The 22,828-nt window shown below is 73.2% G+C and carries 22 protein-coding genes; 9 read left to right on the top strand and 13 right to left on the bottom strand.

What is annotated here, in order from left to right; genetic code table 11:
* Window positions 1-87 precede the first annotated feature (87 nt).
* From infB to QA634_RS13225, 4 genes are all read left to right on the top strand, one after another.
* Window positions 88-3,033, top strand: coding sequence for a translation initiation factor IF-2 (gene infB / locus QA634_RS13240; RefSeq protein ID WP_012332456.1), 2,946 nt, complete (start codon window positions 88-90; stop codon window positions 3,031-3,033).
* A gap of 149 nt (window positions 3,034-3,182) precedes the next feature.
* A complete protein-coding gene (rbfA, locus tag QA634_RS13235) occupies window positions 3,183-3,602 on the top strand; it encodes a 30S ribosome-binding factor RbfA (RefSeq protein WP_012332455.1) in 420 nt (139 codons plus the stop codon).
* 104 nt (window positions 3,603-3,706) lie between these two features.
* A complete protein-coding gene (gene truB / locus QA634_RS13230; protein WP_012332454.1) occupies window positions 3,707-4,771 on the top strand; it encodes a tRNA pseudouridine(55) synthase TruB in 1,065 nt (354 codons plus the stop codon).
* Complete coding sequence (locus QA634_RS13225) at window positions 4,764-5,189, top strand: acyl-CoA thioesterase (protein WP_012332453.1); 426 nt, start codon at window positions 4,764-4,766, stop codon at window positions 5,187-5,189. The genes truB and QA634_RS13225 overlap by 8 nt, the downstream gene beginning before the upstream one ends.
* A 19-nt stretch (window positions 5,190-5,208) precedes the next feature.
* Here QA634_RS13225 and QA634_RS13220 read toward each other — a convergent pair whose 3' ends face one another.
* The gene (locus QA634_RS13220) at window positions 5,209-6,366 is read right to left on the bottom strand and encodes a hypothetical protein (protein ID WP_012332452.1); all 1,158 of its coding nucleotides are present in this window, start codon (window positions 6,364-6,366) and stop codon (window positions 5,209-5,211) included.
* Between the two features lie 136 nt (window positions 6,367-6,502).
* Between QA634_RS13220 and QA634_RS13215 the strand changes: the two genes are divergently transcribed.
* From QA634_RS13215 to der, 3 genes are all read left to right on the top strand, one after another.
* On the top strand, window positions 6,503-7,096 hold the full coding sequence (locus tag QA634_RS13215; protein ID WP_012332451.1) for an NnrU family protein: 594 nt from the start codon (window positions 6,503-6,505) through the stop codon (window positions 7,094-7,096).
* 83 nt (window positions 7,097-7,179) lie between these two features.
* On the top strand, window positions 7,180-7,890 hold the full coding sequence (locus QA634_RS13210) for a tetratricopeptide repeat protein (RefSeq protein ID WP_012332450.1): 711 nt from the start codon (window positions 7,180-7,182) through the stop codon (window positions 7,888-7,890).
* A 115-nt stretch (window positions 7,891-8,005) separates the two neighbouring features.
* Window positions 8,006-9,346: a ribosome biogenesis GTPase Der gene (der, locus tag QA634_RS13205; protein WP_012332449.1), complete on the top strand. Its 1,341-nt coding sequence runs from the start codon at window positions 8,006-8,008 to the stop codon at window positions 9,344-9,346.
* A gap of 3 nt (window positions 9,347-9,349) precedes the next feature.
* Here the strand turns inward: der and QA634_RS13200 are convergent, their stop codons facing one another.
* Together QA634_RS13200 and QA634_RS13195 are read right to left on the bottom strand one after the other, a co-directional pair.
* Entirely contained in the window at window positions 9,350-9,517 is a 168-nt protein-coding gene (locus tag QA634_RS13200) for a hypothetical protein (RefSeq protein WP_012332448.1), read from the bottom strand.
* 21 nt (window positions 9,518-9,538) lie between these two features.
* Entirely contained in the window at window positions 9,539-9,946 is a 408-nt protein-coding gene (locus tag QA634_RS13195; protein WP_012332447.1) for a dihydrofolate reductase, read from the bottom strand.
* A 293-nt stretch (window positions 9,947-10,239) separates the two neighbouring features.
* Between QA634_RS13195 and QA634_RS13190 the strand changes: the two genes are divergently transcribed.
* Window positions 10,240-11,865, top strand: coding sequence for a methyl-accepting chemotaxis protein (locus QA634_RS13190; protein ID WP_150108643.1), 1,626 nt, complete (start codon window positions 10,240-10,242; stop codon window positions 11,863-11,865).
* 4 nt (window positions 11,866-11,869) lie between these two features.
* On the opposite strand, the gene QA634_RS13185 is transcribed toward QA634_RS13190, so the two are convergent.
* From QA634_RS13185 to radA, 4 genes are all read right to left on the bottom strand, one after another.
* On the bottom strand, window positions 11,870-12,631 hold the full coding sequence (locus QA634_RS13185; RefSeq protein ID WP_012332445.1) for an SDR family NAD(P)-dependent oxidoreductase: 762 nt from the start codon (window positions 12,629-12,631) through the stop codon (window positions 11,870-11,872).
* A gap of 6 nt (window positions 12,632-12,637) precedes the next feature.
* On the bottom strand, window positions 12,638-14,137 hold the full coding sequence (gene purF / locus QA634_RS13180; protein WP_012332444.1) for an amidophosphoribosyltransferase: 1,500 nt from the start codon (window positions 14,135-14,137) through the stop codon (window positions 12,638-12,640).
* A gap of 172 nt (window positions 14,138-14,309) precedes the next feature.
* Window positions 14,310-14,906, bottom strand: coding sequence for a CvpA family protein (locus QA634_RS13175; protein WP_012332443.1), 597 nt, complete (start codon window positions 14,904-14,906; stop codon window positions 14,310-14,312).
* Window positions 14,907-15,088: 182 nt separating this feature from the next.
* Window positions 15,089-16,522, bottom strand: a complete 1,434-nt coding sequence (gene radA, locus QA634_RS13170) for a DNA repair protein RadA (RefSeq protein ID WP_012332442.1) — start codon at window positions 16,520-16,522, stop codon at window positions 15,089-15,091.
* 241 nt (window positions 16,523-16,763) lie between these two features.
* Here radA and QA634_RS13165 point away from each other — a divergent pair, with 241 nt between their 5' ends.
* A complete protein-coding gene (locus QA634_RS13165) occupies window positions 16,764-17,336 on the top strand; it encodes a cytochrome b (RefSeq protein ID WP_012332441.1) in 573 nt (190 codons plus the stop codon).
* Here the strand turns inward: QA634_RS13165 and alr are convergent.
* The 6 genes from alr to rpsF all read right to left on the bottom strand — a co-directional run bounded on the left by alr (window position 17,324) and on the right by rpsF (window position 22,738).
* The gene (gene alr / locus QA634_RS13160; RefSeq protein ID WP_012332440.1) at window positions 17,324-18,418 is read right to left on the bottom strand and encodes an alanine racemase; all 1,095 of its coding nucleotides are present in this window, start codon (window positions 18,416-18,418) and stop codon (window positions 17,324-17,326) included. The genes QA634_RS13165 and alr overlap by 13 nt on opposite strands.
* 203 nt (window positions 18,419-18,621) lie before the next feature.
* Window positions 18,622-20,109, bottom strand: a complete 1,488-nt coding sequence (locus QA634_RS13155) for a replicative DNA helicase (RefSeq protein WP_012332439.1) — start codon at window positions 20,107-20,109, stop codon at window positions 18,622-18,624.
* Between the two features lie 273 nt (window positions 20,110-20,382).
* The gene (gene rplI / locus QA634_RS13150; RefSeq protein ID WP_012332438.1) at window positions 20,383-20,952 is read right to left on the bottom strand and encodes a 50S ribosomal protein L9; all 570 of its coding nucleotides are present in this window, start codon (window positions 20,950-20,952) and stop codon (window positions 20,383-20,385) included.
* A gap of 58 nt (window positions 20,953-21,010) precedes the next feature.
* On the bottom strand, window positions 21,011-21,970 hold the full coding sequence (locus QA634_RS13145; protein WP_012332437.1) for a DUF2232 domain-containing protein: 960 nt from the start codon (window positions 21,968-21,970) through the stop codon (window positions 21,011-21,013).
* A gap of 109 nt (window positions 21,971-22,079) precedes the next feature.
* Entirely contained in the window at window positions 22,080-22,331 is a 252-nt protein-coding gene (gene rpsR, locus QA634_RS13140; protein WP_012332436.1) for a 30S ribosomal protein S18, read from the bottom strand.
* 2 nt (window positions 22,332-22,333) lie between these two features.
* The gene (gene rpsF, locus QA634_RS13135; protein ID WP_012332435.1) at window positions 22,334-22,738 is read right to left on the bottom strand and encodes a 30S ribosomal protein S6; all 405 of its coding nucleotides are present in this window, start codon (window positions 22,736-22,738) and stop codon (window positions 22,334-22,336) included.
* Between the last annotated feature and the right edge of the window lie 90 nt (window positions 22,739-22,828).

The following is a 22,828-nucleotide window of genomic DNA, read 5'->3' as shown; positions in this document are numbered from 1 at the left end:
CCCGGGTGCGTTCCCGGGATGCAGGTGGGAGGCGGCCTCCGGGAGGCCGGATCCCGGGACGCTGAGAACCCCCAGGATCTGAACTGAATGAGTGAGACGAAGAATCCGGGCGACAAGACGCTGCACGGTGGCCCCGCCAAGACGCTCTCGGTGAAGCGTCCGGTCGAGCAGGGCATCGTACGCCAGAGCTTCTCCCATGGCCGCTCGAAGTCGGTCGTGGTCGAGACAGTGAAGCGGCGCGTCATCGGTGCCCCACAGGCGCCGGCTGCCGCCCCGAAGGAGACCGCACCGGCGCCGGCCCCGAGCCGGCCGGCCTCGGGCGCCCCGCCGCGCTCCGGCGAGCCGCGCCAGGCGCCGGCCCGCTCGGGCGTGGTGCTGCGCACGCTGAGCGACCAGGAGCAGAATGCCCGCCTCGCCGCGCTGGCGGATGCGCGCCGGCGCGAGGAGGACGAGCGCCGCCGCGCCGCCGACGAGGCCCGCCGCCGCGCCGAGCGCGAGGCCGCGGAAGCCCGCGAGCGCGAGGCCGCCGAGGCGCGCAAGCGCGAGGAGGAGGAGCGCCGCCGCCAGGAGGACGCGCGCAAGCGCCGCGCCGCCGAGGAGGCCGAGCGCCGCGCGAACGAGGAGGCGGCCCGGGCTGCGGCCGCCACCGCCGCCTTCGAGGCGCCCGCGCCCGCCGCGCAGGCTGCCGCACCGGCGGCCCCCGTCGCCCCGCGGCCCGCCGCGGCGGCGCCGCGCCCGACCGCCGCGGCACCGGGCCCGCGCCCCGCCGCTCCGGGCCAGCGCCCCGCTGCTCCGGGCCCGCGCCCGGCCGCGGTTCCCGGCCGGCCGGCCGCCGCGGCCCGGCCCGCGACCCCGGCCGAGCCGCGCCGCGTCCTCACGGCGGATGCGCGCAAGCCCCGCGACCTGAACTTCATGGCCCGGCCGGCCCCGAAGCCGCCCGAGCCCAAGCCCGAGCCGAAGCCGGCCGCGAGCGCGCAGCCGACCGCGGCGACGCCCGCGCGGGCCGCCCCGGCCACCGGCCGCCCGGCCGCCGCCCCGGCGGACGACGAGGCCGACACCAAGCGGGTGATCCGGCGGCCCGGCATGCCGCTCAAGATCATCAGCCCGCCCAAGACGCCGAAATCCCCGGGCGGCGACCGCAACCGCGGCCGCCTGACCATCGCCACCGCGACCTCGGGCGAGGATGAGCGGACCCGTTCGCTCGCCTCCTTCCGTCGCCGGACCCAGCGCCTCACCGGCCACCGGCAGATGGAGCAGAAAGAGAAGCTGTCGCGCGAAGTGGTCATCCCGGAGACGATCACCATCCAGGAACTCGCCAACCGCATGAGCGAGCGGGCGGTGGACGTCATCCGCCTGCTGATGAAGCAGGGCCAGATCCACAAGATCACGGACGTGATCGACTCGGACACGGCCCAGCTGATCGCCGAGGAACTCGGCCACACGGTGCGCCGCGTGGCGGAATCCGACGTCGAGGAGGGGCTCTTCGACGAGCCGGACGTCGACGAGGACACCCAGCCGCGGCCCCCGGTCGTGACCATCATGGGCCACGTCGACCACGGCAAGACCTCGCTCCTCGACGCGATCCGCAACGCCAACGTCGTGGAAGGCGAGGCGGGCGGCATCACGCAGCATATCGGCGCCTACCAGGTGACCTCGCCCTCCGGCGGCAAGATCACCTTCATCGACACCCCCGGCCACGCCGCCTTCACCTCCATGCGCGCCCGCGGCGCCAAGGTGACGGACATCGTCGTGCTGGTGGTGGCGGCCGATGACGGCGTCATGCCCCAGACGATCGAGGCGATCGCCCACGCCAAGGCGGCCGACGTGCCGCTCGTCGTGGCGATCAACAAGGTCGACAAGCCCGACGCCAACCCGCAGCGGGTGCGCACCGAACTCCTCCAGCACAACGTGCAGGTGGAATCGATGGGCGGCGAGACCCTCGAATTCGAGGTCTCGGCCAAGACCCGCCAGGGCCTCGACGAACTCCTGGAGGGCCTCGCCCTGCAGGCCGAGGTGCTGAACCTGCGCGCCAATCCCGACCGCTCGGCGGAAGGCACCGTGATCGAGGCCAAGCTCGACCGCGGCCGCGGCCCGGTCGCCACCGTGCTGGTCGCCCGCGGCACGCTGCACACGGGCGACATCGTGGTGGCGGGCGCCGAGTGGGGCCGCGTGCGCGCCCTGATCGACGATACCGGCCGCAACGTGCGCGAGGCGGGCCCGGCGGTCCCGGTCGAGGTGCTCGGCTTCAACGGCACGCCCGAGGCGGGGGACCGCGTCGCGGTGGTCGAGAACGAGGCCCGCGCCCGCGAGGTCACCGAGTACCGGGCCCGCGTGAAGCGCGAGCGCGCGGCCGCGGCGGGTGCCGCCTCGGGCCGCTCGCTGATGGACATGATGCGCGACCTCAAGGAGGGCGCCGGCCGCAAGGAGTTCGCGCTCGTCGTCAAGGGCGACGTGCAGGGCTCGGTGGAGGCCATCGCGGGGGCCCTCGACAAGCTCGGCAACGAGGAGGTCGGGGCGCGCATCCTGCACACCGGCGTGGGCGGCATCACGGAGTCGGACATCACCCTGGCCCAGGCCTCCGGCGCCGTGGTGATCGGCTTCAACGTGCGCGCCCACAAGGAGGCCCGCGAGGCCGCCGAGCGCTCCGGCGTCGAGATCCGCTACTACAACATCATCTACGACCTCGTGGATGACGTGAAGGCGGCGATGTCGGGCCTGCTCCCGCCGACGCTCCGCGAGGAGCGGCTGGGCGAGGCGCGGATCCTCGAGATCTTCAACGTCTCGAAGGTCGGCAAGATCGCGGGCTGCCGGGTCGAGGATGGCCGCGTCGAGCGCGGCGCCAACGTCCGGCTCATCCGCGACAACGTCGTCGTCCACGAGGGCAAGCTCTCGCAGCTCAAGCGCTTCAAGGACGACGCGCGCGAGGTCTCGGCCGGCCAGGAATGCGGCATGGCGTTCGAGAATTACCAGGACATGCGCGTCCGGGACGTGATCGAGTGCTACATCGTGCACGAGGAGCGGCGGACGCTCTGATCCGCCCCTGACGCCGTTCGGCCGCCCCGCCGGGCGGCCCCGTTTCTGCCGAGCCCGGGGCGCCCTCGCCCCGGGCTCGTCGGTTCAGAACCCTGAAGGCGTCACCCCGGCCGCCCGGCGGCCCCGGTTCAAGCCCGGATTGAGACACGATGCGCAAACCGACCGAAACCGCCGGCCCCTCGCAGCGTCAGCAGCGCGTGGCCGAACTCGTCCGCCACGCCATCGCGGAGGTGCTGAGCCGCGGCGACCTGCAGGACCCGGTGCTGAGCCGGCACGTCATCACGGTGCCGGAGGTCCGGATGTCGCCGGACCTCAAGCTCGCCACCGCCTACGTCATGCCGCTCGGCGGCCAGGACGAGGCCCCGGTGCTGGAGGCGCTGGAGCGCAACCGCAAGGCGCTCCGGCAGGAGGTGGCCCGGCGCGTGAACCTCAAGTTCGCGCCCGAGTTGCGCTTCCGCCGCGACGAGACGTTCGACGAGGCGGCGCGGATCGATCGGCTGCTGCGCAGCGAGAAGGTGCAGCGGGACCTCGGCGGCGAGCAGGACGACGCCGGCGATCCCGACGCGTGAGCTGCCGCGCCGCCGCAACGGCGCGCTTCCGCGAGGATTGACCAGGGGGGAGCGCGCCGGCGAGCCGGGCCGCGTCCGCCCGGCTTTGGATGGGACGGGAAGCGATGATGCACGAGGACCAGGCTGCCGGGTCGAGTCCGGCCGCACCGCGCGAGGGCCGGCCGCCTCGCGACCGCGGGCGCCCGCAGGGCGACCGGCCCGGCGGCGACCGCCCCAAGAGTGACCGGCCGAAGGGCGACCGGCCCAAAGGCGACCGTCCCAAGCGCCGCGAGATCAGCGGCTGGGTGATCCTCGACAAGGGCGTCGGCATGACCTCGACCCACGCGGTCGCGGCGGTGAAGCGGGCGCTCAACGCCAAGAAGGCCGGCCACGCGGGCACCCTCGACCCGCTCGCCTCCGGCATCCTGCCGATCGCGCTCGGCGAGGCGACCAAGACCGTCCCCTTCGTGATGGACGGGCGCAAGGCCTACGTCTTCACGGTGACCTGGGGCACGGAGACCGACACGGACGACGCGGAGGGCCGCGCCGTCGCCACCTCCGAGAGCCGCCCGACCCGCGAGGAGGTCGAGGCGGTGCTGCCGCGCTTCGTCGGTGCGATCGAGCAGGTGCCGCCGCGCTACTCGGCGATCAAGATCCAGGGCGAGCGCGCCTACGACCTCGCCCGCGACGGCGAGGTGGTCGAGCTCGTGGCGCGGCCGGTCCAGATCGACCGGCTCGCGATCGTCGCCCATGCGGAGGAGCGGACGATCATCGAGGCCGAGTGCGGCAAGGGCACCTACGTGCGCGCCATCGCCCGCGATCTCGGCCGGGCGCTCGGGTGCCTCGGCCACGTCTCGGCCCTGCGCCGCACCCGGGTCGGTCCCTTCGCGGAGGACCAGTCCTGCACCCTCGGCGCGCTCGAAGCGGCGCAGGGCGACGAGGTGGCGGCGGTGCTCCGGCCCGTCGAGACCGCCCTCGACGCCGTGGCCTGCGTGCCCGTCTCCCGCGACATGGCGATGCGGCTGATGCGGGGCCAATCGGTGATCCTGCGCGGGCGCGACGCGCCGGTGGCCGGCAAGGCCTACGCGACCTGCAACGGGGTGCTGGTGGCGGTGGGCGACGTCGAGCGGGGCGAACTCGTGCCGCACCGGGTCTTCCACCTCGGCGGCACCGCTCCGCGCCATGGCTGAGGCCGCGCCGCCCGACGATTCCCGGATCCTCTGGACCGAGGACGTCCTGCGCTACCGCGACAGCGACGCGAACGGCCACGTCAACAACGCGGTCTTCGCGGGCTTCTGCGAGAGCGGCCGGGTCCAGTTCTTCGCCGCGCATCTGAGGCCGGTGCTGGCGGAGGGCTGCGCCCTCGTCATCGCCCGCTTCGTCATCGACTACCGGGGCGAGCTGCACTTCCCCGGCCGGGTGCGCACCGGGACCTGGCTCGCCCGGATCGGGCGCAGCTCGCTGGGGTTCCGCAACCGCATCCTCGCCGAGGGACGCCTGGTCGGGGAGGCGGAGGCGGCCTGCGTGGTCATCGACGCGGAGAGCCGCCGGCCGCGCCCGCTGGAGGGCGCGGCGCGCGAGGCCGCGGAGCGGCTGCGCGTGGCGTGACGCGCGGCCCGGTTCGCCCCTACGGCCACACCTTGATCGCCACCGGCCGCCGCACGAGGTCGCGGTCGGAGGTGATCTCGCACCCGTTCCGGCGCAGCACCGCGTAGAACAGCTCGGCGCGCTCGCCCACGTCGTCGAAGTTGCGGCCCCGCGCGCCCGGATCGAGCAGCGACGGGTAGCTGATGAGGTCGCCCCGGGCCCGGCAGGGATCGCCGTAGAGCGTCGGGCCCTCGAGGAGGAGGCGCGGCTCGTCCCAGGCGAGGAGGTCGCGTGAGGTGGTCCAGTAGAAGCCGGAGCGCGGGAAGGCGCCGCCCGCCTCCGCCTGGAACACCGCGATCCAGGCGCCGGTGCCGCGGTGGCGGCTGACCGAGCCGACCGGGGCCGGGAAGGGCCAGACCGGCCGGCAGGCGCCGGCCGGCCTCGCACCCTTGCGGTAGGGGTCCGGGAAGGCGACCGTGAAGCCGGTTCCGTCCCAGGCCCGCCAGCGGCCGGGATCGGCGACGTCGTCCGAGCGGAACAGGCAGACGCCGAAGGGCTGGCCGTCCCAGCCGGTGTTCGAGGCGAGGAAGTACCAGTAGCGCCCGTCCCGCACGATGTTCGAGGGGTTGAAGAAACCACGGTGGCGGCCCTGCTCGACCTCCTGCCGGAAGGGCGGCGCGGCCACCACGGCGGGCGGGCTCGCCCGCTCGAAGCGCGCGCCCCCGTCGCCCGAGCGGGCCGCCAGGATGGTGTTGTACCAGCAGGCCATCATCTCGCCCGAGCGGCAGCGGCCCGGATGCGCCTCGGCATGGTACTCGTGGTGGAGGAGGGCCGCGACCGCGCGCCCGTCCTCGGTCCAGGTCGCGGTGACCCAGCTGCGGTCGTCGTAGCGCTCGGGCTCGGCCGCGAGGCCCGAATCGAGCACGATCCGGCAATCGATCGCGAGGTGATCGAGGTCGGGCCCCCGCAGGGCGCGGTTGCGGTAGTGCAGCCCGAACATCACCAGGCCGCCCCCGGCATCCCGGAAGGCGCGCACCGGCGCGTCCGGCACGTCGTGCCCGTCGCAGGCATCCACCCGGGCCCGGAAGACCGGCCGGGCCGGACCGACCAGCGTCAGCGCCGAGAGCGGCGGGCCCGGCTCGGCGACGGCGCGGCAGGCCGCGACGCCGAGCCACGCGGCAAGGAGCAGGCGACGCATCGTCTCGACCTGGACAGGGGCGGGGAGCTTGGCCGAGAATTCCTTGCGGGCCGGTTAGCCCGACGGCGCCGATTCACGGAGCCCTCGCCCGGGAAGTGCTCGCCCGGGGAGTGCTCGCCCAGGGAGTTTTTCGCCCATGCCGGTCCTCCTCCTGGGCCTCGCGCTGTTCCTCGGCACCCACGCCTTCACCATGCTGCGGGGGCCGCGCGCGGCCCTGATCGCGCGGGTCGGGGAGGGGCCCTACAAGCTCGGCTACTCGGTGCTCGCCCTGGTCGGCCTGATCGTGCTCGGCATCGGCTACGGGCGCTACCGGTCGGAGGGCTACATCGACATCTGGTCGCCGCCGGTCTGGACGCGCCACCTCGCGCTCCTCCTCGTTCTCGTCGCCTTCGTGGCCTTCGCGGCGGCCTACCTGCCGGGGCGGATCAAGGGCGCGCTCAAGCACCCGATGCTGGCGGGCGTGAAGATCTGGGCGGCGGCGCACCTCCTCGCCAACGGCGATCTCGGCTCGATCCTCCTGTTCGGCAGCATCCTGGCCTGGGCGGTGGCGGCCCGCATCAGCGTCAAGCGCCGCGACGAGGTGAAGGCCCATGCGGGTCCGGCGGCGGCGCCCGCCGGCTGGCGCAACGACGCGCTCGCGGTGGGGATCGGGGTCGTCGCGTGGTTCGTCTTCGCCCGGGTGCTGCATCCCTGGCTGATCGGCGTCGCGGTGTGGCCGGGACAGGCCTGAGCCTCGCCATCCGCGCGCGTTCGTGCTAGGCGGACCGCCCTGTCGCGGGCGCGCGCGGCATGCTTCCGGCGAGCGGGTCCGAGATGAAAGAAGACGAGTTCATACGCGAGGTCAACGAGGATTACCGGCGAGACCGCGCGGCCGAGATCTGGAAGCGCTACAGCGGCGTCTTCATCGGCATCGCGGTGCTCGTGGTGATCGGCGTCGGCGGCTGGCGCTTCTGGCAGCACGAGCAGCAGGTCCAGGCCGAGGCGGCGAGCCGGCGCTTCGACGAGGCGGTGCGCGCCAGCAAGGACAAGGGCGGCGAGGCGGCCAAGGCCTTCGAGACGCTCGCGGCGGATTCCCCCCACGGCTACCGGATCCTGGCCCAGTTCCGCGCCGCGGCCGAGGCCGGCAAGGCCGATCCGGCGGCCGGCGCCAGGGCCTACGCGGCGATCGCGGCCGATACCGGGGTCGGGCCGGGCCTGCGCGACGCGGCGCGCCTGCGCGGGGCGCTCCTGCGCCTCGATTCCGACGACCCGGAAGCGCTGAACACGCTCCAGGGGCTCGCCGCCTCCGGCAACGCCTTCCGCCACACCGCCCGCGAGATGCTGGGCCTGACGGCGATGCGCAAGGGCGACTTCGAGGGCGCCGGCCGCTGGTTCGACCAGATCGCCGCCGACCGCGAGACGCCGCCCGGATTGCGCCAGCGCCTGGAGGTCTACGTCGCCCTCGCGGCGGGCGGTCCGGTCCAGGTCAGCGACGCGGGCCCGGCCGCGCCCGCCGCCCCGCCGCCGCCGGAGGTGACGCGCTAGCCGCGCCTGCCCGACCGTCCCGAGATCCACCGGCGCGGGGGGCTCCGTCCGAGAGGACGGACCCCGCGCCCTCCGCGTTGCACCTGCACTGCGCCCCTCGCCCAGGACCTCTCCCATGTCGATGCCCATCGTCGCGATCGTCGGGCGTCCCAACGTCGGCAAGTCGACGCTGTTCAACCGCCTCGTCGGCCGCAAGCTCGCCCTCGTGGACGACCGTCCGGGCGTGACCCGCGACCGCCGGGAGGGCGAGGCGCGGCTCGGGCACCTGCGCTTCACGATCATCGACACGGCGGGCCTCGAAGAGGCCGACGCGGAATCCCTGGCCGGCCGGATGCGCGCCCAGACCGAGGCCGCCATCGCGGAGGCCGACGCGGTGCTCTTCGTGGTCGATGCCCGCGCCGGCCTGCTGCCGGCCGACCAGCCCTTCGCGGAGCTCGTCCGGCGCGCCGACAAGCCGGTGATCCTGCTCGCCAACAAGGCGGAGGGCGGCGCCGGCCTGGCGGGCGCCTACGAGGCCTTCGGGCTCGGCCTCGGCGACCCGGTCCCGGTCTCGGCCGAGCACGGCGAGGGGATGGGGCAGCTCATCGACGCGCTGGCCGACATCCTGCCCGAGGCCGAGGACGACGACGAGGAGGGCGAGGGCAAGCCGCTCCGGGTCGCCATCGTCGGGCGCCCCAATGCCGGCAAGTCGACCCTGATCAACCGGATGCTCGGCGAGGACAGGCTGCTGGTCGGGCCGGAGGCGGGCATCACCCGCGACTCGATCTCCCTCGACTGGGAGTGGCGCGGCCGCCGCATCAAGCTGCACGACACGGCGGGGATGCGCCGCCGCGCCCGGGTCGACGACAAGCTGGAGAAGCTCGCCGTCTCGGACGGGCTGCGGGCGGTGCGCTTCGCCGAGGTGGTGGTGGTGCTCCTCGACGCCACCATCCCGTTCGAGAAGCAGGACCTCACCATCGTCGACCTCGTCGAGCAGGAGGGCCGCGCCCTCGTCATCGGGCTCAACAAGTGGGACCTCGTCGCCGACCAGCCCGGCCTGCTCAAGGAGTTGCGGGAGAAGGCGGCGCGGCTCCTGCCCCAGGTGCGCGGCGCCCCGATCGTGCCGCTCTCCGGGCTCGCGGGCGAGGGCATCGACCGGCTGATGCAGGGCGTCGTCTCGGCCTCCGACGTCTGGAACCGGCGGGTGCCGACGGCGCGGATCAACCAGTGGCTGTCCGAGGCCGTCCAGGCCAACCCGCCCCCCGCCGTGTCGGGCCGGCGCATCAAGATCCGCTACGCGACCCAGGTGAAGAGCCGGCCGCCGCACTTCGCGCTGTTCGGCAACCAGCTCGACGCGCTGCCGAAATCCTACACGCGCTACCTCGTGAACGGGCTTCGGGACGCGTTCGACCTGCCCGGCGTGCCGATCCGGCTGTCCCTGCGCACGTCGCGCAATCCGTTCGACAAGGGGGAGTGAGGCTCAGCGGGGCTTCAGGTCGCCGGGCAGGTGCTTGGCGTAGGCCTCCCGCTCCTCCTTCTCGCGCATCAGCGCCTCGTAGGCGGCCTTCTGCTCCGCCGAGACGGTGAGGACGCGCCCCTTCTCCGCCTTGCGGCGCGGCTGGCGCTTGAACTGGTCCTGTGCGGTCATCGAATCGATCCCCTCGCGCCGTCACCCTCGCAGCTTGCCGCCCACCAGCCAAGCGGGGTCGAACCAGCGATCCGCCTCGCCGTCGTAGGGCAGGCGCGTGATGTCCCATTGCTGGATGAAGGGCGCGTAGACGTTCCACACCGCCACCCCGCCGCCGACGAAGATCCGCCGCCCGCTGTAGCGGGCGAGCACCGCGGCCGGATCCTCGTGCGAGCGGATGATGGCGATGGTCCGGTCCCGGTACGCGAAGGCGGGCACCGCCTCGATCGTCTTCGGGCCGGCGATCAGCACGTGGCCCTGCGTCTCGGCGAAGAAGCGGGTCACGTCCTCGACGTAGAGCGGATCCGCGTTGCCCTCCCAGGGCAGCCGCCCGTCGAGGCCGAGCTGGCCCCGCTGCCCGATGGCGCACATCGCCCGCACGTCGATCATCGCGTCTCTCCGCCTTGCACCGCGTCATACCGGGTCGACGGGGCCGGGTCGACGGGGCCGGCGCCACGGTCGCTCGGCCGCGCCGCCCAGGCCGCGGCCCGACCAAGGGGATCTGATGACGTAACGTAAGTCAATAACCTTTTGTTAATACCCGATGCATAAACTTGCAATCGAGCCGTATAAGAAAGATTAATTCACCGGAGCGGCGCTCCCAGGAGGGTATCGTGCGGAGAATCATAGATGATATTCCTATCCTGGGAAAAATTGCAATCCCAATCCTGATTCTCATCGGCGTGACGATCGGTCTGCTGGGCCTGGCGGATGGCGTCTTCTCCGAGCTCGACCGGACCACCCAGCGGCTCGTCGACCTGCAGGCGGCCCGCGTCGTCGGGGCCTTCGAGGTCGCGCTCGCCGTCGGCGAGACGACGATCCAGGAGCGCAACATCATCATCGAGACCGATCCGGCGGCGCTGCGGGGCTACCACGACCGCTACGTGGCCGCGAAGGACGCGGCCGGCGCCGCCCAAAACCGGCTCGCGCGGCTCGCGGACACGCCCGCGCGGAGCAGCACCGCCGAGGCGGTCGGGCAGCAGATCGCAGCTTATTTCGCAGTGGCCGACCGGGTGGTGGCGTTCGCGCTTCGCAACGAGAACGAGGCGGCCTTCGCGCTGGCCTCCAAGGAGGGGCAGCGCGCGCGCGAGGCCGCGCTCCGCGCGGTTCGCAGCCGGGTGGAGGCCAATCTCGGCGAACTCGCCGCCGCCCGTGACAGGGCTCACGAGAGCGTCACCGCCGCGTCCTGGCGCCAGCTGGGCCTGGCCGTGACGGGCCTCACGCTGTCCTGCGCCCTGCTCGGGCTCGTCGCCGTGCGGGGCGTCTCGCGCCCGCTCGGCCGTGCCACCGCGGCGATGAGCAGGCTCGCGAGCGGCGACCTCGCGGTCGCGGTCGGCGGGACCGAGCGGCGCGACGAGGTCGGCGCGCTCGCCCGCGCCCTCCAGGTCTTCCGGGACGATGCCCTCGCGCGGCGCGAACTGGAGACCCGCGAGGCGGCGGAGGCCCGCGCGAAGCTCGCCCGCGCCGGCCAGCTCGACGCGCTCACGCGCAGGCTCGAAGGGACGGTGGCGGCCCTGCGCGAGGGCCTCTCGGGCGCCGTGCGGGGCATGGAGGCGACGGCCGGTGTGATGGCCTCGGTCGCGGAGCGGGGCGCGGTCCAGGCGGCCGCCGTGGCCGGGGCCGCGCAGCAGACCACGGCCAACGTGCAGACGGTGGCCGCCGCGAGCGAGGAGATGGCGGCCTCGATCCACGAGATCGTGAGCCAGGTGGCGCAATCCTCGCGCATCGCCGGACGGGCGGTGGAGGATGCCCGCCGCACCGACGCCACGGTGCGGCGTCTGGCGGAGACCGCGGAGCGGATCAGCGGCATCGTCTCGGCCATCTCGGGCATCGCCGCGCAGACGAACCTGCTGGCGCTGAACGCCACGATCGAGGCGGCGCGGGCCGGGGAGGCGGGGCGCGGCTTCGCAGTGGTCGCCGCCGAGGTCAAGGAACTCGCCGGCCAGACCGCCCGGGCCACCGACGAGATCGGCGGTCAGATCGGCGAGATCCAGGCCGCCACCCAGGCGGCCGTCGGGGACATCCGGCAGATCGGCGAGGTGATCGCCGAGATGGCGCGGCACGCCGCCAGCATCGCGGCCGCCATGGAGGAGCAGGGAGCCGCCACGCAGGAAATTACCCGCAACGTGCAGGAGGCGGCGCGCGGGACCGAGAGCGTCCGGGCGAACGTCCTCGTCCTGCGCGACGGGGCGGAGGAGACCGGTGCGGCGGCCGCCCAGGTGCAGGACGCGGCCCGCGACCTCTCCGGGCAGTCCGAGAGGCTGGTCGGCGAGGTCGGCGCCTTCCTGGCGGCCGTCCGGGCCGCCTGAGCGCTCAGGCCGGGCGCTGGGGCGTGAGCACCCGGTCGCTCGGAAAGTCGTAGATGAGCCCGGTCTCCTGCCAGGAGGGGCTCGCGAGGCGCACCACGTGCGGCGCCAGGTCCTCGGGCGTGCGCAGGGTCTCGGGATCCTCGCCGGGCATCGCCGCCCGGCGCATCGCCGTGCGCAGCGGCCCGGGATTGACCAGCATCGCCCGGATCGGCGTGGACGCGGTCTCGGCCGCGTAGGTCCGCACCAGCGCCTCCAGCGCCGCCTTCGACACCGCGTAGGGCCCCCAATAGGCCTTGCAGCTCGCCGCGGCGCCCGAGGTGATGAAGATCGCCCGGCCCGCATCCGAGCGCCGCAGCAGCGGGTCGAGGGAGCGGATCAGGCGCCAATTCGCCGTCAGGTTCACGTCCATGACGCTCGCCCACAGCTTCGGCTCGACGTGGCCGAGGGGCATCAGCCGGCCGAGATTGCCCGCATTGCCGATCAGGACGTCGAGCCGCCCCCAGCGCTCGTGGATCGCGGCGCCGAGCCGGTCGATGGCGTCGTAATCGGTCACGTCGAGGGGGACGAGGGTCGCCGTGCCGCCGCCCTGCCGGATCGCGTCGTCGAGTTCCTCGAGCGCCCCCTGCGTGCGCGCCACCGCGACCACGTGGGCGCCCGCGGCGGCGAGGGCCAGGGCGGCCGCGCGCCCGATCCCGCGGGAGGCGCCGGTGACCACGGCGATGCGGTCGGCGAGGGGCTTGGTCTCTGCGGACGGGAGGTCGGACATCGGGTCTCAGTCGGCTTCGGCGAGGAGCGCCATCCGCCGCGGCGAGGCGACGGCGAGGTCGGTCAGCGGGGTGGGGTAATCGCCCGTGAAGCAATGGTCGGTGTATTGCGGGCAGGCCGGGTCGCGGCCCTCCTCGCCCATCGCCCGGTACAGGCCCCCGATCGACAGGAAGGCGAGCGAGTCGGCGCCGATGTAGCGGCGCATGCCCTCGAGGTCGTGGGTGGCGGCGAGCAGCTTCTCCTTCTCGGGCGTGTCGATTCCGTAGAAGTCCGGATGGGTGATGGGCGGCGAGGCGATGCGGAAATGCACCTCGCTCGCCCCGGCCTCGCGCATCATCCGCACGATCTTCACCGAGGTGGTGCCGCGCACGAGGCTGTCGTCGACGAGGACGATGCGCTTGCCCGCGATGGCGGCGCGGTTCGCCGAGTGCTTCATGCGCACGCCGAGTTCGCGCACCGATTGCGTCGGCTGGATGAAGGTGCGCCCGACATAGTGGTTGCGGATGATGCCCATCTCGAAGGGCAGCCCCGTCTCCTGGGCGTAGCCGAGCGCCGCCGGCACGCCGGAATCCGGCACCGGCACCACGATGTCGGCCTCGGCCGGCGCCTCCTTGGCGAGCTCGACGCCGATGCTCTTGCGCACCGCGTAGACGTTCTTGCCGTTCACCACCGAATCCGGGCGGGCGAAGTAGATGTACTCGAAGATGCAGGGCCGCATCGGCGCCTCGGCGGCGAAGCGGATCGAGCGGATGCCGTCGTCGTCGATGACGACGATCTCGCCGTTCTCGATGTCGCGCACGAAGCGGGCGCCGATGATGTCGAGGGCGCAGGTCTCGGAGGCGAGGATGTAGCGGCCGTCGAGCTCGCCGAGGACGAGCGGACGGATGCCGAGCGGGTCGCGGGCGCCGATCAGCTTCTTGTTCGTCAGCATGACGAGCGCGTAGGCGCCCTCGATCTGGCGCAGGGCGTCCATCACCCGGTCGATGATGCGCACGTGCCGGCTGCGGGCGACCAAGTGGAGGATCGCCTCGGTGTCGGAGGTCGACTGGCAGATGGCGCCGTCGCGCACGAGCTGGCGGCGCAGCAGCAGGCCGTTGGTCAGGTTCCCATTATGGGCGATCGCGAGGCCCCCGGTCTCCAGCTCGGCGAAGAGCGGCTGCACGTTGCGCAGGATCGTCTCGCCGGTGGTCGAGTAGCGCACGTGACCGATCGCCGAGAGGCCCTTGAGGCGCTCGATCGTGGCGAGATCCGAGAAGGAATCCCCGACGAGGCCCATCCGGCGCTCGGAATGGAACACGCTCCCGTCGAAGGAGACGATGCCGGCCGCTTCCTGGCCGCGATGCTGGAGGGCGTGGAGGCCGAGCGCCACGATGGCCGCCGCGTCGGGATGGCCGTGGATGCCGAACACCCCGCATTCCTCGCGCAGGGTGTCGCCGTCGAGGTCGAGGCCGCCGAAATCCGCGCTGCCCGCGGAGGCCGTCCGGCCCGATTCCCACCGTGCTGCCATGATGAAAGTCCCTCGCGGCCGGCCCTGCCACCGCCCTCGCTAGACGACGCGGCGCCCGGGCGCGAGGCCGGTTCCCGACTCGTCCACGACGGATTGACCGGGTCGGCCGAACCGGCCCGGTGACGAGTTCGTCATGTAGGCGCGGAGTGCGGCCGAGCCAAGGCGCCGGCCGCTACCGGCGCGCAGGGGTGGCATCCGTCCGGCGCTGGGGCGTGGTATCGGCCTCGGCCGGGGCCTCCGTGCCGGGGTCGGCCTCGGGCTTGGGCTTGCGGAACTGCTTCAGGAGCTCGTCCGGGTTGCCGGGCAGCATCGCCACCAGCTTCTGGCCGGTATTGTCCAGGATCTCGCGGCTGCGCGCCTGCTGGGCCCAGTCCGGAACCTTGCCCTGGACCAGCCAGGCCAGGAAGACCCAGCCGATCACGCAGATGAGGAAGCCGCGGGCGGCGCCGAAGGCGAGGCCGAGGCTGCGGTCGATGGCGCCGATCCGGGAATCGAGGATCAGGTCCGAGACCTTCACGGTGATGATCGACACGACGAGCAGCGTGCCGAGGAAGATCGCCGCGATCGCGACGACGCGCGAGACGGTCTCGCTGGAGACGTGCTGCTGCACCAGCGGCTGCAGCACGGGGTGGAGTTTCCAGGCGACGGCGGCGGCCACGACCCAGGCGACGATCGCCAGAACCTCGCGGGTGAAGCCCCGCACCGCGGCGAGCAGCGCCGAGATGACCACCACGCCGAGGACGACCAGATCGAGAACGGAGAAGGGCATCGCAGGAACGCACCGGGAGCGGGCGGCGTTGGTTCGTGGGCGCGGCTGCTCCTGGCCGCGCCAGACCTATACTCCGCCATGGCCGATCCGTCACCCGGCGGACCGGAGGCGCGCCCCGCGGACGGGGTCCGCGGCGGCCGGGCGGCCCGCTTCCACGCGCCGTGCCGCGCGCCGCGCGACGGTCACCCCTCCGGATCGTAGGCCGGCAGGCAGGGGCGCTTGGCGCCGCGGCCGACCGGCCTGCCCGAGGCGATGCCGGCCACGAGGTCGGTGATGTGCGCGAGCGCCTCGGCGGGGAAGCCGCGCTCGCCGGCCTCCCCGCGTCCCTGCGGCATCAGCGCCCGGGCGAAGCCGAGCTTCTGCGCCTCCTTCAGCCGCGCATTCGCCTGCGCCACCGGCCGCACCGCCCCCGACAGGCCGATCTCGCCGAAATAGACCGCGTCGGAGGGCAGGGGCGTGGCGGAGAGCGACGAGACCAGGGCGGCGGCGACCGCGAGGTCCGCGGCCGGCTCGCCGATGCGCAGGCCGCCCGCCACGTTCAGGTAGACGTCGTGGGTGCCGAGACGGATGCCCGCATGGGCCTCCAGCACCGCCAGCACCATCGAGAGCCGGTTGGGATCCCAGCCGACCACGGCGCGGCGCGGCATGCCCAGCGCCGAGGGGGCGACGAGGGCCTGGATCTCCACGAGGAGCGGCCGCGTGCCCTCCATGCCGGCGAAGACCGCGGTGCCGGGCGCGGCGAGGTCGCGGCCGGCCAGGAACAGGGCCGAGGGGTTCGGCACCTCGGCGAGGCCGCCGTCGGTCATCTCGAAGACGCCGATCTCGTCCGTCGGACCGAAGCGGTTCTTGACCGCCCGCAGGATGCGGAAGTGGTGGCCCTGGTCGCCCTCGAAGGAGGCGACCGCGTCGACCATGTGCTCGACCACGCGCGGCCCGGCGATCTGACCGTCCTTCGTGACGTGCCCGACCAGGATCACCGCCGTGCCGCTGGTCTTGGCGAAGCGGATCAGGCTCTGGGCCGAGCCGCGCACCTGCGTGACGGTGCCCGGCGCCGATTCGACCGTCTCGGTCCACATGGTCTGGATCGAGTCGATGATCGCGAGGGCCGGCGGCCGTCCCTGGCTCAGGGTGGCGACGATGTCCTCGACGTTGGTCTCAGCGGCGAGCTCGACCGGCGCCCCCGCGAGGCCGAGCCGCTCCGCCCGCAGCCGCACCTGCCCGACCGCCTCCTCGCCCGAGATGTACGCGACGCGCTCCCCCCGGGCGGCGAGGGCCGCCGAGGCCTGCATCAGCAGCGTGGACTTGCCGATGCCGGGATCGCCGCCGAGCAGGATGACCGAGCCGCGCACGAAGCCGCCCCCGGTGACCCGGTCGAGCTCGGCGATGCCCGAGGGGGTGCGGGGCGCGTCCTTGACCTCGCCGGCGAGCCCTTCGAGGGGGAAGACCCGGCCCTTGGCCCGGCTCGGCCGCGTCGCCACCGGCCCGGCGGCTTGGGTCCCGGCGCCGGTCTCCTCCACGATCGAGTTCCAGCCGTTGCAGGCCTCGCAGCGCCCGCGCCAGCGATTGTAGACCGCACCGCAGGATTGGCAGACGAAGGTCTGGTGGGATTTGGCCATCGATGGTCTGCCTCGCGCGGGAAGGTCGGGATGGTCGCCGCGGTCCGGGGCGGGCGCGGCGCGAGGATGCGACGGTGCCGCCACGGTCGTCTCGCGGAACGCGGCCGGAGGTCGCCGATGTTCCCGATATGTCCCCGCCGTCCCGGGATCGCAACAGTCACGCGCCAGCAACCTGAGCGTCGCGCTGCGGCCGCAATCGGGCCGGACAGCGCGGGGGAGATCGCACGCACGGATCGCCACGATGTCCCCCGACGGTCAAGCCCACCACTACGCCGGCGCCCCCCGCGCCTTCCACTGGGGCATGGCGGCCCTGATCCTGGTCGCCCTCGCCATCGGCGTCTGGGCGAGCACCCTGCCGCCCGGCACCTCGCCCCGGCGGGAACTCCTCGACCTGCACAAGTCGATCGGCATGACCGTGCTGGTGCTGCTGCCCCTGCGCGTCCTCTGCCGCTGGATCGCCGGGGCGCCCGGATTCCGGGTGCGGCCGTCCCGCCTCGCCGGCGCGGCGGCGCGCGCGGCCCATCTTTGCCTCTACGCCCTGATGCTGCTGATGCCATTGAGCGGCTACGTCGATTCGGGCGCCGGCGGCTACGCGCTGCCCTGGTTCGGCCTGTTCTCCTGGCCCCGGCTCGTGCCCATCGACAAGCCGCTGTCGCATCTGGGGGGCGAGATCCACCTCTGGGGGGCCTGGGCGATCGGTCTCCTCCTCGCGCTCCACTTCCTGGCGGTGGCGTGGCACGCCCTCGTGCGGCGCGACGAGGTGCTGGCGCGGATGTGGCCCGGGCGGCGCGCCCGCGGCGCTCAGTCGATATAGGCCCGCTCGGAGCGCCGCCCGAGATTGGTCAGGATCTCGTAGCCGATGGTGCCGGCCCGCTGCCCGACCTCGTCGATGTCGAGACCCTCGCCGATCAGGGTCGCGCGGGCGCCGCGCCGCGCGGCCTCCGGCGGCGCGTCGGTCACGTCCAGGATCACGAGGTCCATCGAGATCGTGCCGACCACGGGGCAGCGCCGGCCGGCCACCACCGCCTCCGCCCGCCCGGAGCCCGCCCGCGGGTAGCCGTCCGCGTAGCCGAGCGAGAGCGTCGCCAGCCGGCGCGGACCGGGCGCCGTCCAGCGGGCGTTGTAGCCCGCCGTCGCGCCGGGCGGGACGTCGCGCACCTGCAGGATCGTCGCGTCGAGCCGCACCACCGGCCGCATCGGGTTCGGACCGCCGGGGCGCGGGTTGCCGCCGTAGAGGGCGTAGCCGGGCCGCACCATCTCGTGGCGCGCCCGCGCGCCGAGGAACGTGCCGGCCGAGTTGCCGAGGGAGGCCGTCAGGCCCGGGAAGGCCGCCGCCACCCTGGCGAAATCCGCGACCTGGCGCGCCGTGACCGCGTCGCCCGGCACCTCGGCGCTGACGAGATGGCTCACCAGCAGGCTCGCCGCGACATCCTCTAGCGCGGCGCCGCCGGCGAGCGCCAGGGCCTCGTCGGGGGAGAGGCCGAGCCGGTTCATCCCGGTATCGACGTGCAACGCCGCCGGCAGCCGCTCCCCCCGCGCCCGGCAGAAGGCCGCCCATTCCTCGATCTCCTCGCGGGAGCCGAGCACGGGCCGCAGGGCGCGGTCCCGGTAGGCCGGCGCGCTGCCCGGGGGCAGGCCGTTCAGCACGTAGATCACCGCCTCCGGCAGGGCCGCGCGGGCGCGCTCGGCCTCGGACAGGTGGGCGACGAAGAACGTGCGGCAGCCCGCCCGCCACAGGGCCGGGCCGGCACGGTCGATGCCGGTCCCGTAGGCGTCGGCCTTGATCACCGCGGCGCACTCGGCCCCCGCGGCCTCCTCGGCGAGGCGCCGCCAATTCGCCGCGAGGGCGCGAAGGTTGATGGTCAGGCGGGCGCCGTGGGGGGAGGTGGCCGTCATCGCCTCTGGTCCGCAGCGGAGGGGGCGGGGCGATCCGGCGGGATCGTCCCCGGCCCGGCTTATAGCCGGATCATACGCCATCCGGTTGATGGCTTCGCCATCTCGCATTTCGGCAAGGCGGATGTCGGCTTCGCTCAGGCGCCGCGCGCAGGCGCCGCGCAGGCGCGTGATCCGGGATCCGCTGCGATCAAGCGGATGCCGGATCACATCGGCTCCGGCAGCCGGTCGCCCTGCGCGAGATTCGAGAAGCGCGTGATCTCGGCGTCGAACTGGAGCTCGACCGTGCCGGTCGGGCCGTGGCGCTGCTTGCCGATGATCACCTCGGCCTTGCCGTAGACGCGGTTCATCTCCGCCTCCCAGGTGAAGAACTCCTCGGTGCCCTCGCGCGGCTTCTTGTTCTTGACGTAGTATTCCTCGCGGAAGACGAACAGCACCACGTCGGCGTCCTGCTCGATCGAGCCCGATTCGCGCAGGTCCGAGAGCTGGGGCCGCTTGTCGTCGCGGGACTCGACTTGGCGGGAGAGCTGCGACAGGGCGACGATCGGCACTTCCAGCTCCTTGGCGAGGGCCTTCATGCCGGTGGTGATCTCGGTCATCTCCTGCACGCGGTTGTCGCCCTTCTTGGAGGCGCCGGAGAGGAGCTGGAGGTAGTCGACCACCAGGAGGTCGAGGCCGCGCTGGCGCTTCAGCCGCCGCGCCCGCGCGGCGAGCTGCGCGATCGAGAGGCCGCCGGTCTGGTCGATGTAGAACGGGATCGTCTGCATGTCCCGGGCGGCGTCGGTGATCTTGTAGAAATCCTCCGGGCGGATGTCGCCCCGGCGGATCTTGTAGGAGGCGACGCCCGACTGCTCCGCGATGATGCGGGTGGCGAGCTGCTCGGCCGACATCTCGAGCGAGAAGAAGCCGACGACGCCGCCGTTGACGGTCTTCATCGTGCCGTCCGGCTGCTTCTCGCCGGCATAGGCCTTGGCGATGTTGAAGGCGATGTTGGTGGCGAGCGAGGTCTTGCCCATGCCGGGGCGGCCCGCGAGGATGATCAGGTCGGAGGGCTGCAGCCCGCCCATCTTGCCGTCGAGGTCCGAAAGGCCGGTGGCGATGCCCGACAGCCGCCCCTCGCGCTGGTAGGCCTTGGCGGCCATGTCGACGGCGGCGGTGAGCGCCTCGGAGAATTTCTGGAAGCCGCCGTCGTACTTGCCGGTCTCCGCGAGTTCGTAGAGGCGCCGCTCCGTCGCCTCGATCTGGTCGCGGGGCGAGGTCTCGACCGGCGCCTCGTAGGCGCCGTTGACCAGATCCTCGCCGATCGTGATCAGGCGCCGCCGCAGGGCGAGGTCGTAGATCGTGCGCCCGTAATGCTCGGCGTTGATGACGGTCGTCGCCTCGGCGGCGAGCCGCGCGAGGTACTGGCTCACCGTGAGCCCGCCCAGATCCGCGTCGCCCAGGAAGGTCTTGAGCGTGATCGGGCTCGCCAGCTTGCCGGCCTTGATCAGGCTGACCGCCACCTCGAAGATCCGCCGGTGCACCTCCTCCATGAAGTGCTCGGCCAGGAGGAAGTCCGAGACGCGGTAATAGGCGTCGTTGTTGACCAGGATGGCGCCGAGCAGGGCCTGCTCCGCGTCGATGTTGTGGGGCGCGACCCGGTATTCCTGGGGCACGGGCTCCAGGTTCGCCGTCAGGGTGCTGGGAATGGCCATCCGGCGTCTCCGTGTGGTTGCGCCCGGGGCGGCGCGTGCCCCTGGACGATCCGGCGACCCTTGCACCGGCATGGTTGACCGAAGCTTTCCGCGGAGCGCGACCCGCGGCTGCGGGCCGCGCACCCCACCATCGTGCCGGGGGAAACGCAAACGGGGCCCGATGCCGCCGGCATCGAGCCCCGCCATGCTGGAACGAAACCGGAACAAGTCAAGCCCGGAGGGCGGATTGTCCCCGCTCTCCCGGCTTTCCCAGACTCGCGCCCCGACGCGCGCTCAGCGCTCCCCGGCGTCCGGCCCGGCCTCGGCCAGGGCGGCGCCGACCTCGAGGCCGAGCTCCTCCAGGTCGAGCTCGTCGCGCACCGTGGTCGACTCGCCGCGGGCCTGGCGCTCCGCCTCCTCGGGGCTGCGGGCGACGTTGACCGTCACGGTCACCTCGACCTCCGGGTGCAGCACCACCGGGACATTGTGCAGGCCGAGCGTCTTGATCGGCTGGTTGAGGCTGAACTGCTCGCGGCCCACCGTGAAGCCGTTCTGGGTCAGCACCTCGGCGAGGTCGCGGGTCGAGACCGAGCCGTAGAGGACGCCGGTCTCGCCGGACTGGCGGATCAGCACGAAGCTCTGGCCGTCGAGCTTCTCGGCCACGGCCTGCGCCTCGGTGCGGCGCTCCAGGTTGCGGGCCTCGAGCTGGGCGCGCTGGTCCTCGAAGCGCTTCTTGTTCGCCTCGGTGGCGCGCAGCGCCTTGCCGCGGGCGAGCAGGTAGTTGCGGGCGAAGCCCGGGCGGACCTTCACGGTCTCGCCCATCTGGCCGAGCTTGGCCACGCGCTCGAGCAGGATCACTTCCATCGTCGTCACTCCTTGTCAGCGGATGGAGGGGACCGGGCCGGTTCGGGCCCGGAACCGGTCAGGGGGCGGGCACCTCCGCGGGGCGGCGGCGCAGGCGGAACAGGGTGTCGGCGAGCCCGAACAGGGCCAGGGCGGTGAGCGCGATCCCCTGGGTCAGGAACACGAGCAGGTAGAGGCCGATCAGGAGCGGCGCCCGGCCGGGCCTGCCGCGGCTGCGGTCGTGCAGGGCGGCGAGCCCCTGGAGCGCGAAGGCGGCCCCCAGCGCTCCCGCGAGCCCGATGCCGAAGATGCCAGGGAAGCCGGGGGCGAGGCCGAGGGCGGCGGCCGCGACGAGCCCGGCGACGACGGCCCGGGGCATGGCGGTCGCCGGCAGGTCCGGCCAGGGCCGGGGCAGGCGGCCCGAGAGTTGGACGATGCGGCCGGCCGCCCAGAGATAGAAGGTCAGCAGCAGGGTGAAGGTCGTGCCCATCACGGCCGGCGCGATGCGCAAGAGCCGGTCGGCGATGCGGGCGAGGTCGCCCTCCGGCAGGGTCTCGGCGTCCGGCCGGACCGACTGCATCTCGATCTGGGTCACGCCGCGGGCGATGCGCCGCATGCGCTCCTCGTAGGCGGCGAAATCGCCCGAGGAGATCACCACCACTAGGATCAGCGCGACCGCGGCGGTGCCGGCGATCCAGGCGAGGAGGCGGCCGAGCGGGTACCATTCCATCGCGCCGGGGGCGCCGGACCCGGACGGGCGGCCGAGCAGGGCGAGGTAGCCGAGCCACCAGGCCGGCAGGGCCGTCGAGACCAGGAAGGCGAGGCCGCGCAGGGGCGAGGCGGCGAGCATCAGCGCGAGCGTGCCGGTCGCGGCGGCGACGAGCCCGGTGCGGTGGCGCCAGCCCAGCGACACGATCAGGATCGGCAGCGGCGCGAGCAGGTAGAGGAGGAGCGCGAGCGGCGTCGCCGTGACGATGACCCCGATGAGCAGGGCCGAGGCGAGGCCGGCGACGACGCCGATGCCGAGGGAGGAAGCCATCGAATCCGGTCCGCTGTCCCGCTGCCGGGGATCGGCAGGGTTAGGGGCCACTCTGCCCCAGCGACCCCGGCGGCCCGATGACCGCCGGGTTGGTGCGCGTCGTTCCGCCTCAGCGGATGACGTAGGGCAGGAAGCCGAGGAAGCGGGCGCGCTTGATCGCCTGGGCGAGTTCGCGCTGCTTCTTGGCCGAGACCGCGGTGATGCGGGAGGGAACGATCTTGCCGCGCTCCGACACGTAGCGGGAGAGGAGCTTCACGTCCTTGTAGTCGATCTTCGGGGCGTTGGGGCCCGAGAACGGGCAGGTCTTGCGCCGACGGAAGAACGGACGGCGGCCCCCGCCGCCACCAGCACCGAATGCCATGATCAGCCCTCCTCGTTCCGCTCGCCGACGTAGCCGTCATCGTCCCGACGACGGCCGCGCTCGCGGTCCTTGCGCTCGTCGCGGTCGCGCTTCTGCATCATCGCGGAGGGCTCGCCCTCCAGCGCGTCGACCCGGATGGTCAGGAAGCGCAGGATGTCCTCCGAGATCCGCATCTGGCGCTCCATCTCGGCCAGGGCGGCCGGCGGCGCGTCGATGTTGAGCAGGGTGAAGTGGGCCTTGCGGTTCTTCTTGATGCGGTAGGCGAGGGACTTCACGCCCCACATCTCGGTCTTCTCGACCTTGCCGCCGTTCGACTCGATGACGCCCTTGTAGGCTTCGATCATCGACTCGACCTGCTGCGAGGTCACGTCCTGGCGCGCCAGGAACACGTGCTCGTACAGAGCCATGGTGGGCCTTTCGTCGGAATGGAGCCGTCCTGCCGGATGTCTGACGACGGGCGTTCGGGCCGGTTCTCACTCGCGTCGCACGGCGCCAAG

The organism is Methylobacterium sp. CB376 (assembly GCF_029714205.1).
In the GTDB taxonomy this organism is placed as follows: Bacteria; Pseudomonadota; Alphaproteobacteria; order Rhizobiales; family Beijerinckiaceae; genus Methylobacterium.
Note: the sequence above shows the minus strand (reverse complement) of the source record. Positions and strands in the feature narration are given on the sequence as shown.

Bases quoted from the DNA above. Each gene is read 5' to 3' on its own strand.
- QA634_RS13220 (WP_012332452.1), bottom strand. From the start codon at position 6,366: ATGCGTCGCCTGCTCCTTGCCGCGTGGCTCGGCGTCGCGGCCTGCCGC.
- rpsF (WP_012332435.1), bottom strand. From the start codon at position 22,738: ATGGCTCTGTACGAGCACGTGTTCCTGGCGCGCCAGGACGTGACCTCG.
- rbfA (WP_012332455.1), top strand. From the start codon at position 3,183: ATGCGCAAACCGACCGAAACCGCCGGCCCCTCGCAGCGTCAGCAGCGC.
- QA634_RS13215 (WP_012332451.1), top strand. From the start codon at position 6,503: ATGCCGGTCCTCCTCCTGGGCCTCGCGCTGTTCCTCGGCACCCACGCC.
- truB (WP_012332454.1), top strand. From the start codon at position 3,707: ATGATGCACGAGGACCAGGCTGCCGGGTCGAGTCCGGCCGCACCGCGC.
- infB (WP_012332456.1), top strand. From the start codon at position 88: ATGAGTGAGACGAAGAATCCGGGCGACAAGACGCTGCACGGTGGCCCC.
- QA634_RS13155 (WP_012332439.1), bottom strand. From the start codon at position 20,109: ATGGCCATTCCCAGCACCCTGACGGCGAACCTGGAGCCCGTGCCCCAG.
- QA634_RS13175 (WP_012332443.1), bottom strand. From the start codon at position 14,906: ATGCCCTTCTCCGTTCTCGATCTGGTCGTCCTCGGCGTGGTGGTCATC.
- QA634_RS13195 (WP_012332447.1), bottom strand. From the start codon at position 9,946: ATGATCGACGTGCGGGCGATGTGCGCCATCGGGCAGCGGGGCCAGCTC.
- QA634_RS13210 (WP_012332450.1), top strand. From the start codon at position 7,180: ATGAAAGAAGACGAGTTCATACGCGAGGTCAACGAGGATTACCGGCGA.
- rplI (WP_012332438.1), bottom strand. From the start codon at position 20,952: ATGGAAGTGATCCTGCTCGAGCGCGTGGCCAAGCTCGGCCAGATGGGC.
- QA634_RS13165 (WP_012332441.1), top strand. From the start codon at position 16,764: ATGTCCCCCGACGGTCAAGCCCACCACTACGCCGGCGCCCCCCGCGCC.
- radA (WP_012332442.1), bottom strand. From the start codon at position 16,522: ATGGCCAAATCCCACCAGACCTTCGTCTGCCAATCCTGCGGTGCGGTC.
- rpsR (WP_012332436.1), bottom strand. From the start codon at position 22,331: ATGGCATTCGGTGCTGGTGGCGGCGGGGGCCGCCGTCCGTTCTTCCGT.
- QA634_RS13145 (WP_012332437.1), bottom strand. From the start codon at position 21,970: ATGGCTTCCTCCCTCGGCATCGGCGTCGTCGCCGGCCTCGCCTCGGCC.
- der (WP_012332449.1), top strand. From the start codon at position 8,006: ATGTCGATGCCCATCGTCGCGATCGTCGGGCGTCCCAACGTCGGCAAG.
- QA634_RS13185 (WP_012332445.1), bottom strand. From the start codon at position 12,631: ATGTCCGACCTCCCGTCCGCAGAGACCAAGCCCCTCGCCGACCGCATC.
- QA634_RS13200 (WP_012332448.1), bottom strand. From the start codon at position 9,517: ATGACCGCACAGGACCAGTTCAAGCGCCAGCCGCGCCGCAAGGCGGAG.
- QA634_RS13225 (WP_012332453.1), top strand. From the start codon at position 4,764: ATGGCTGAGGCCGCGCCGCCCGACGATTCCCGGATCCTCTGGACCGAG.
- alr (WP_012332440.1), bottom strand. From the start codon at position 18,418: ATGACGGCCACCTCCCCCCACGGCGCCCGCCTGACCATCAACCTTCGC.
- purF (WP_012332444.1), bottom strand. From the start codon at position 14,137: ATGGCAGCACGGTGGGAATCGGGCCGGACGGCCTCCGCGGGCAGCGCG.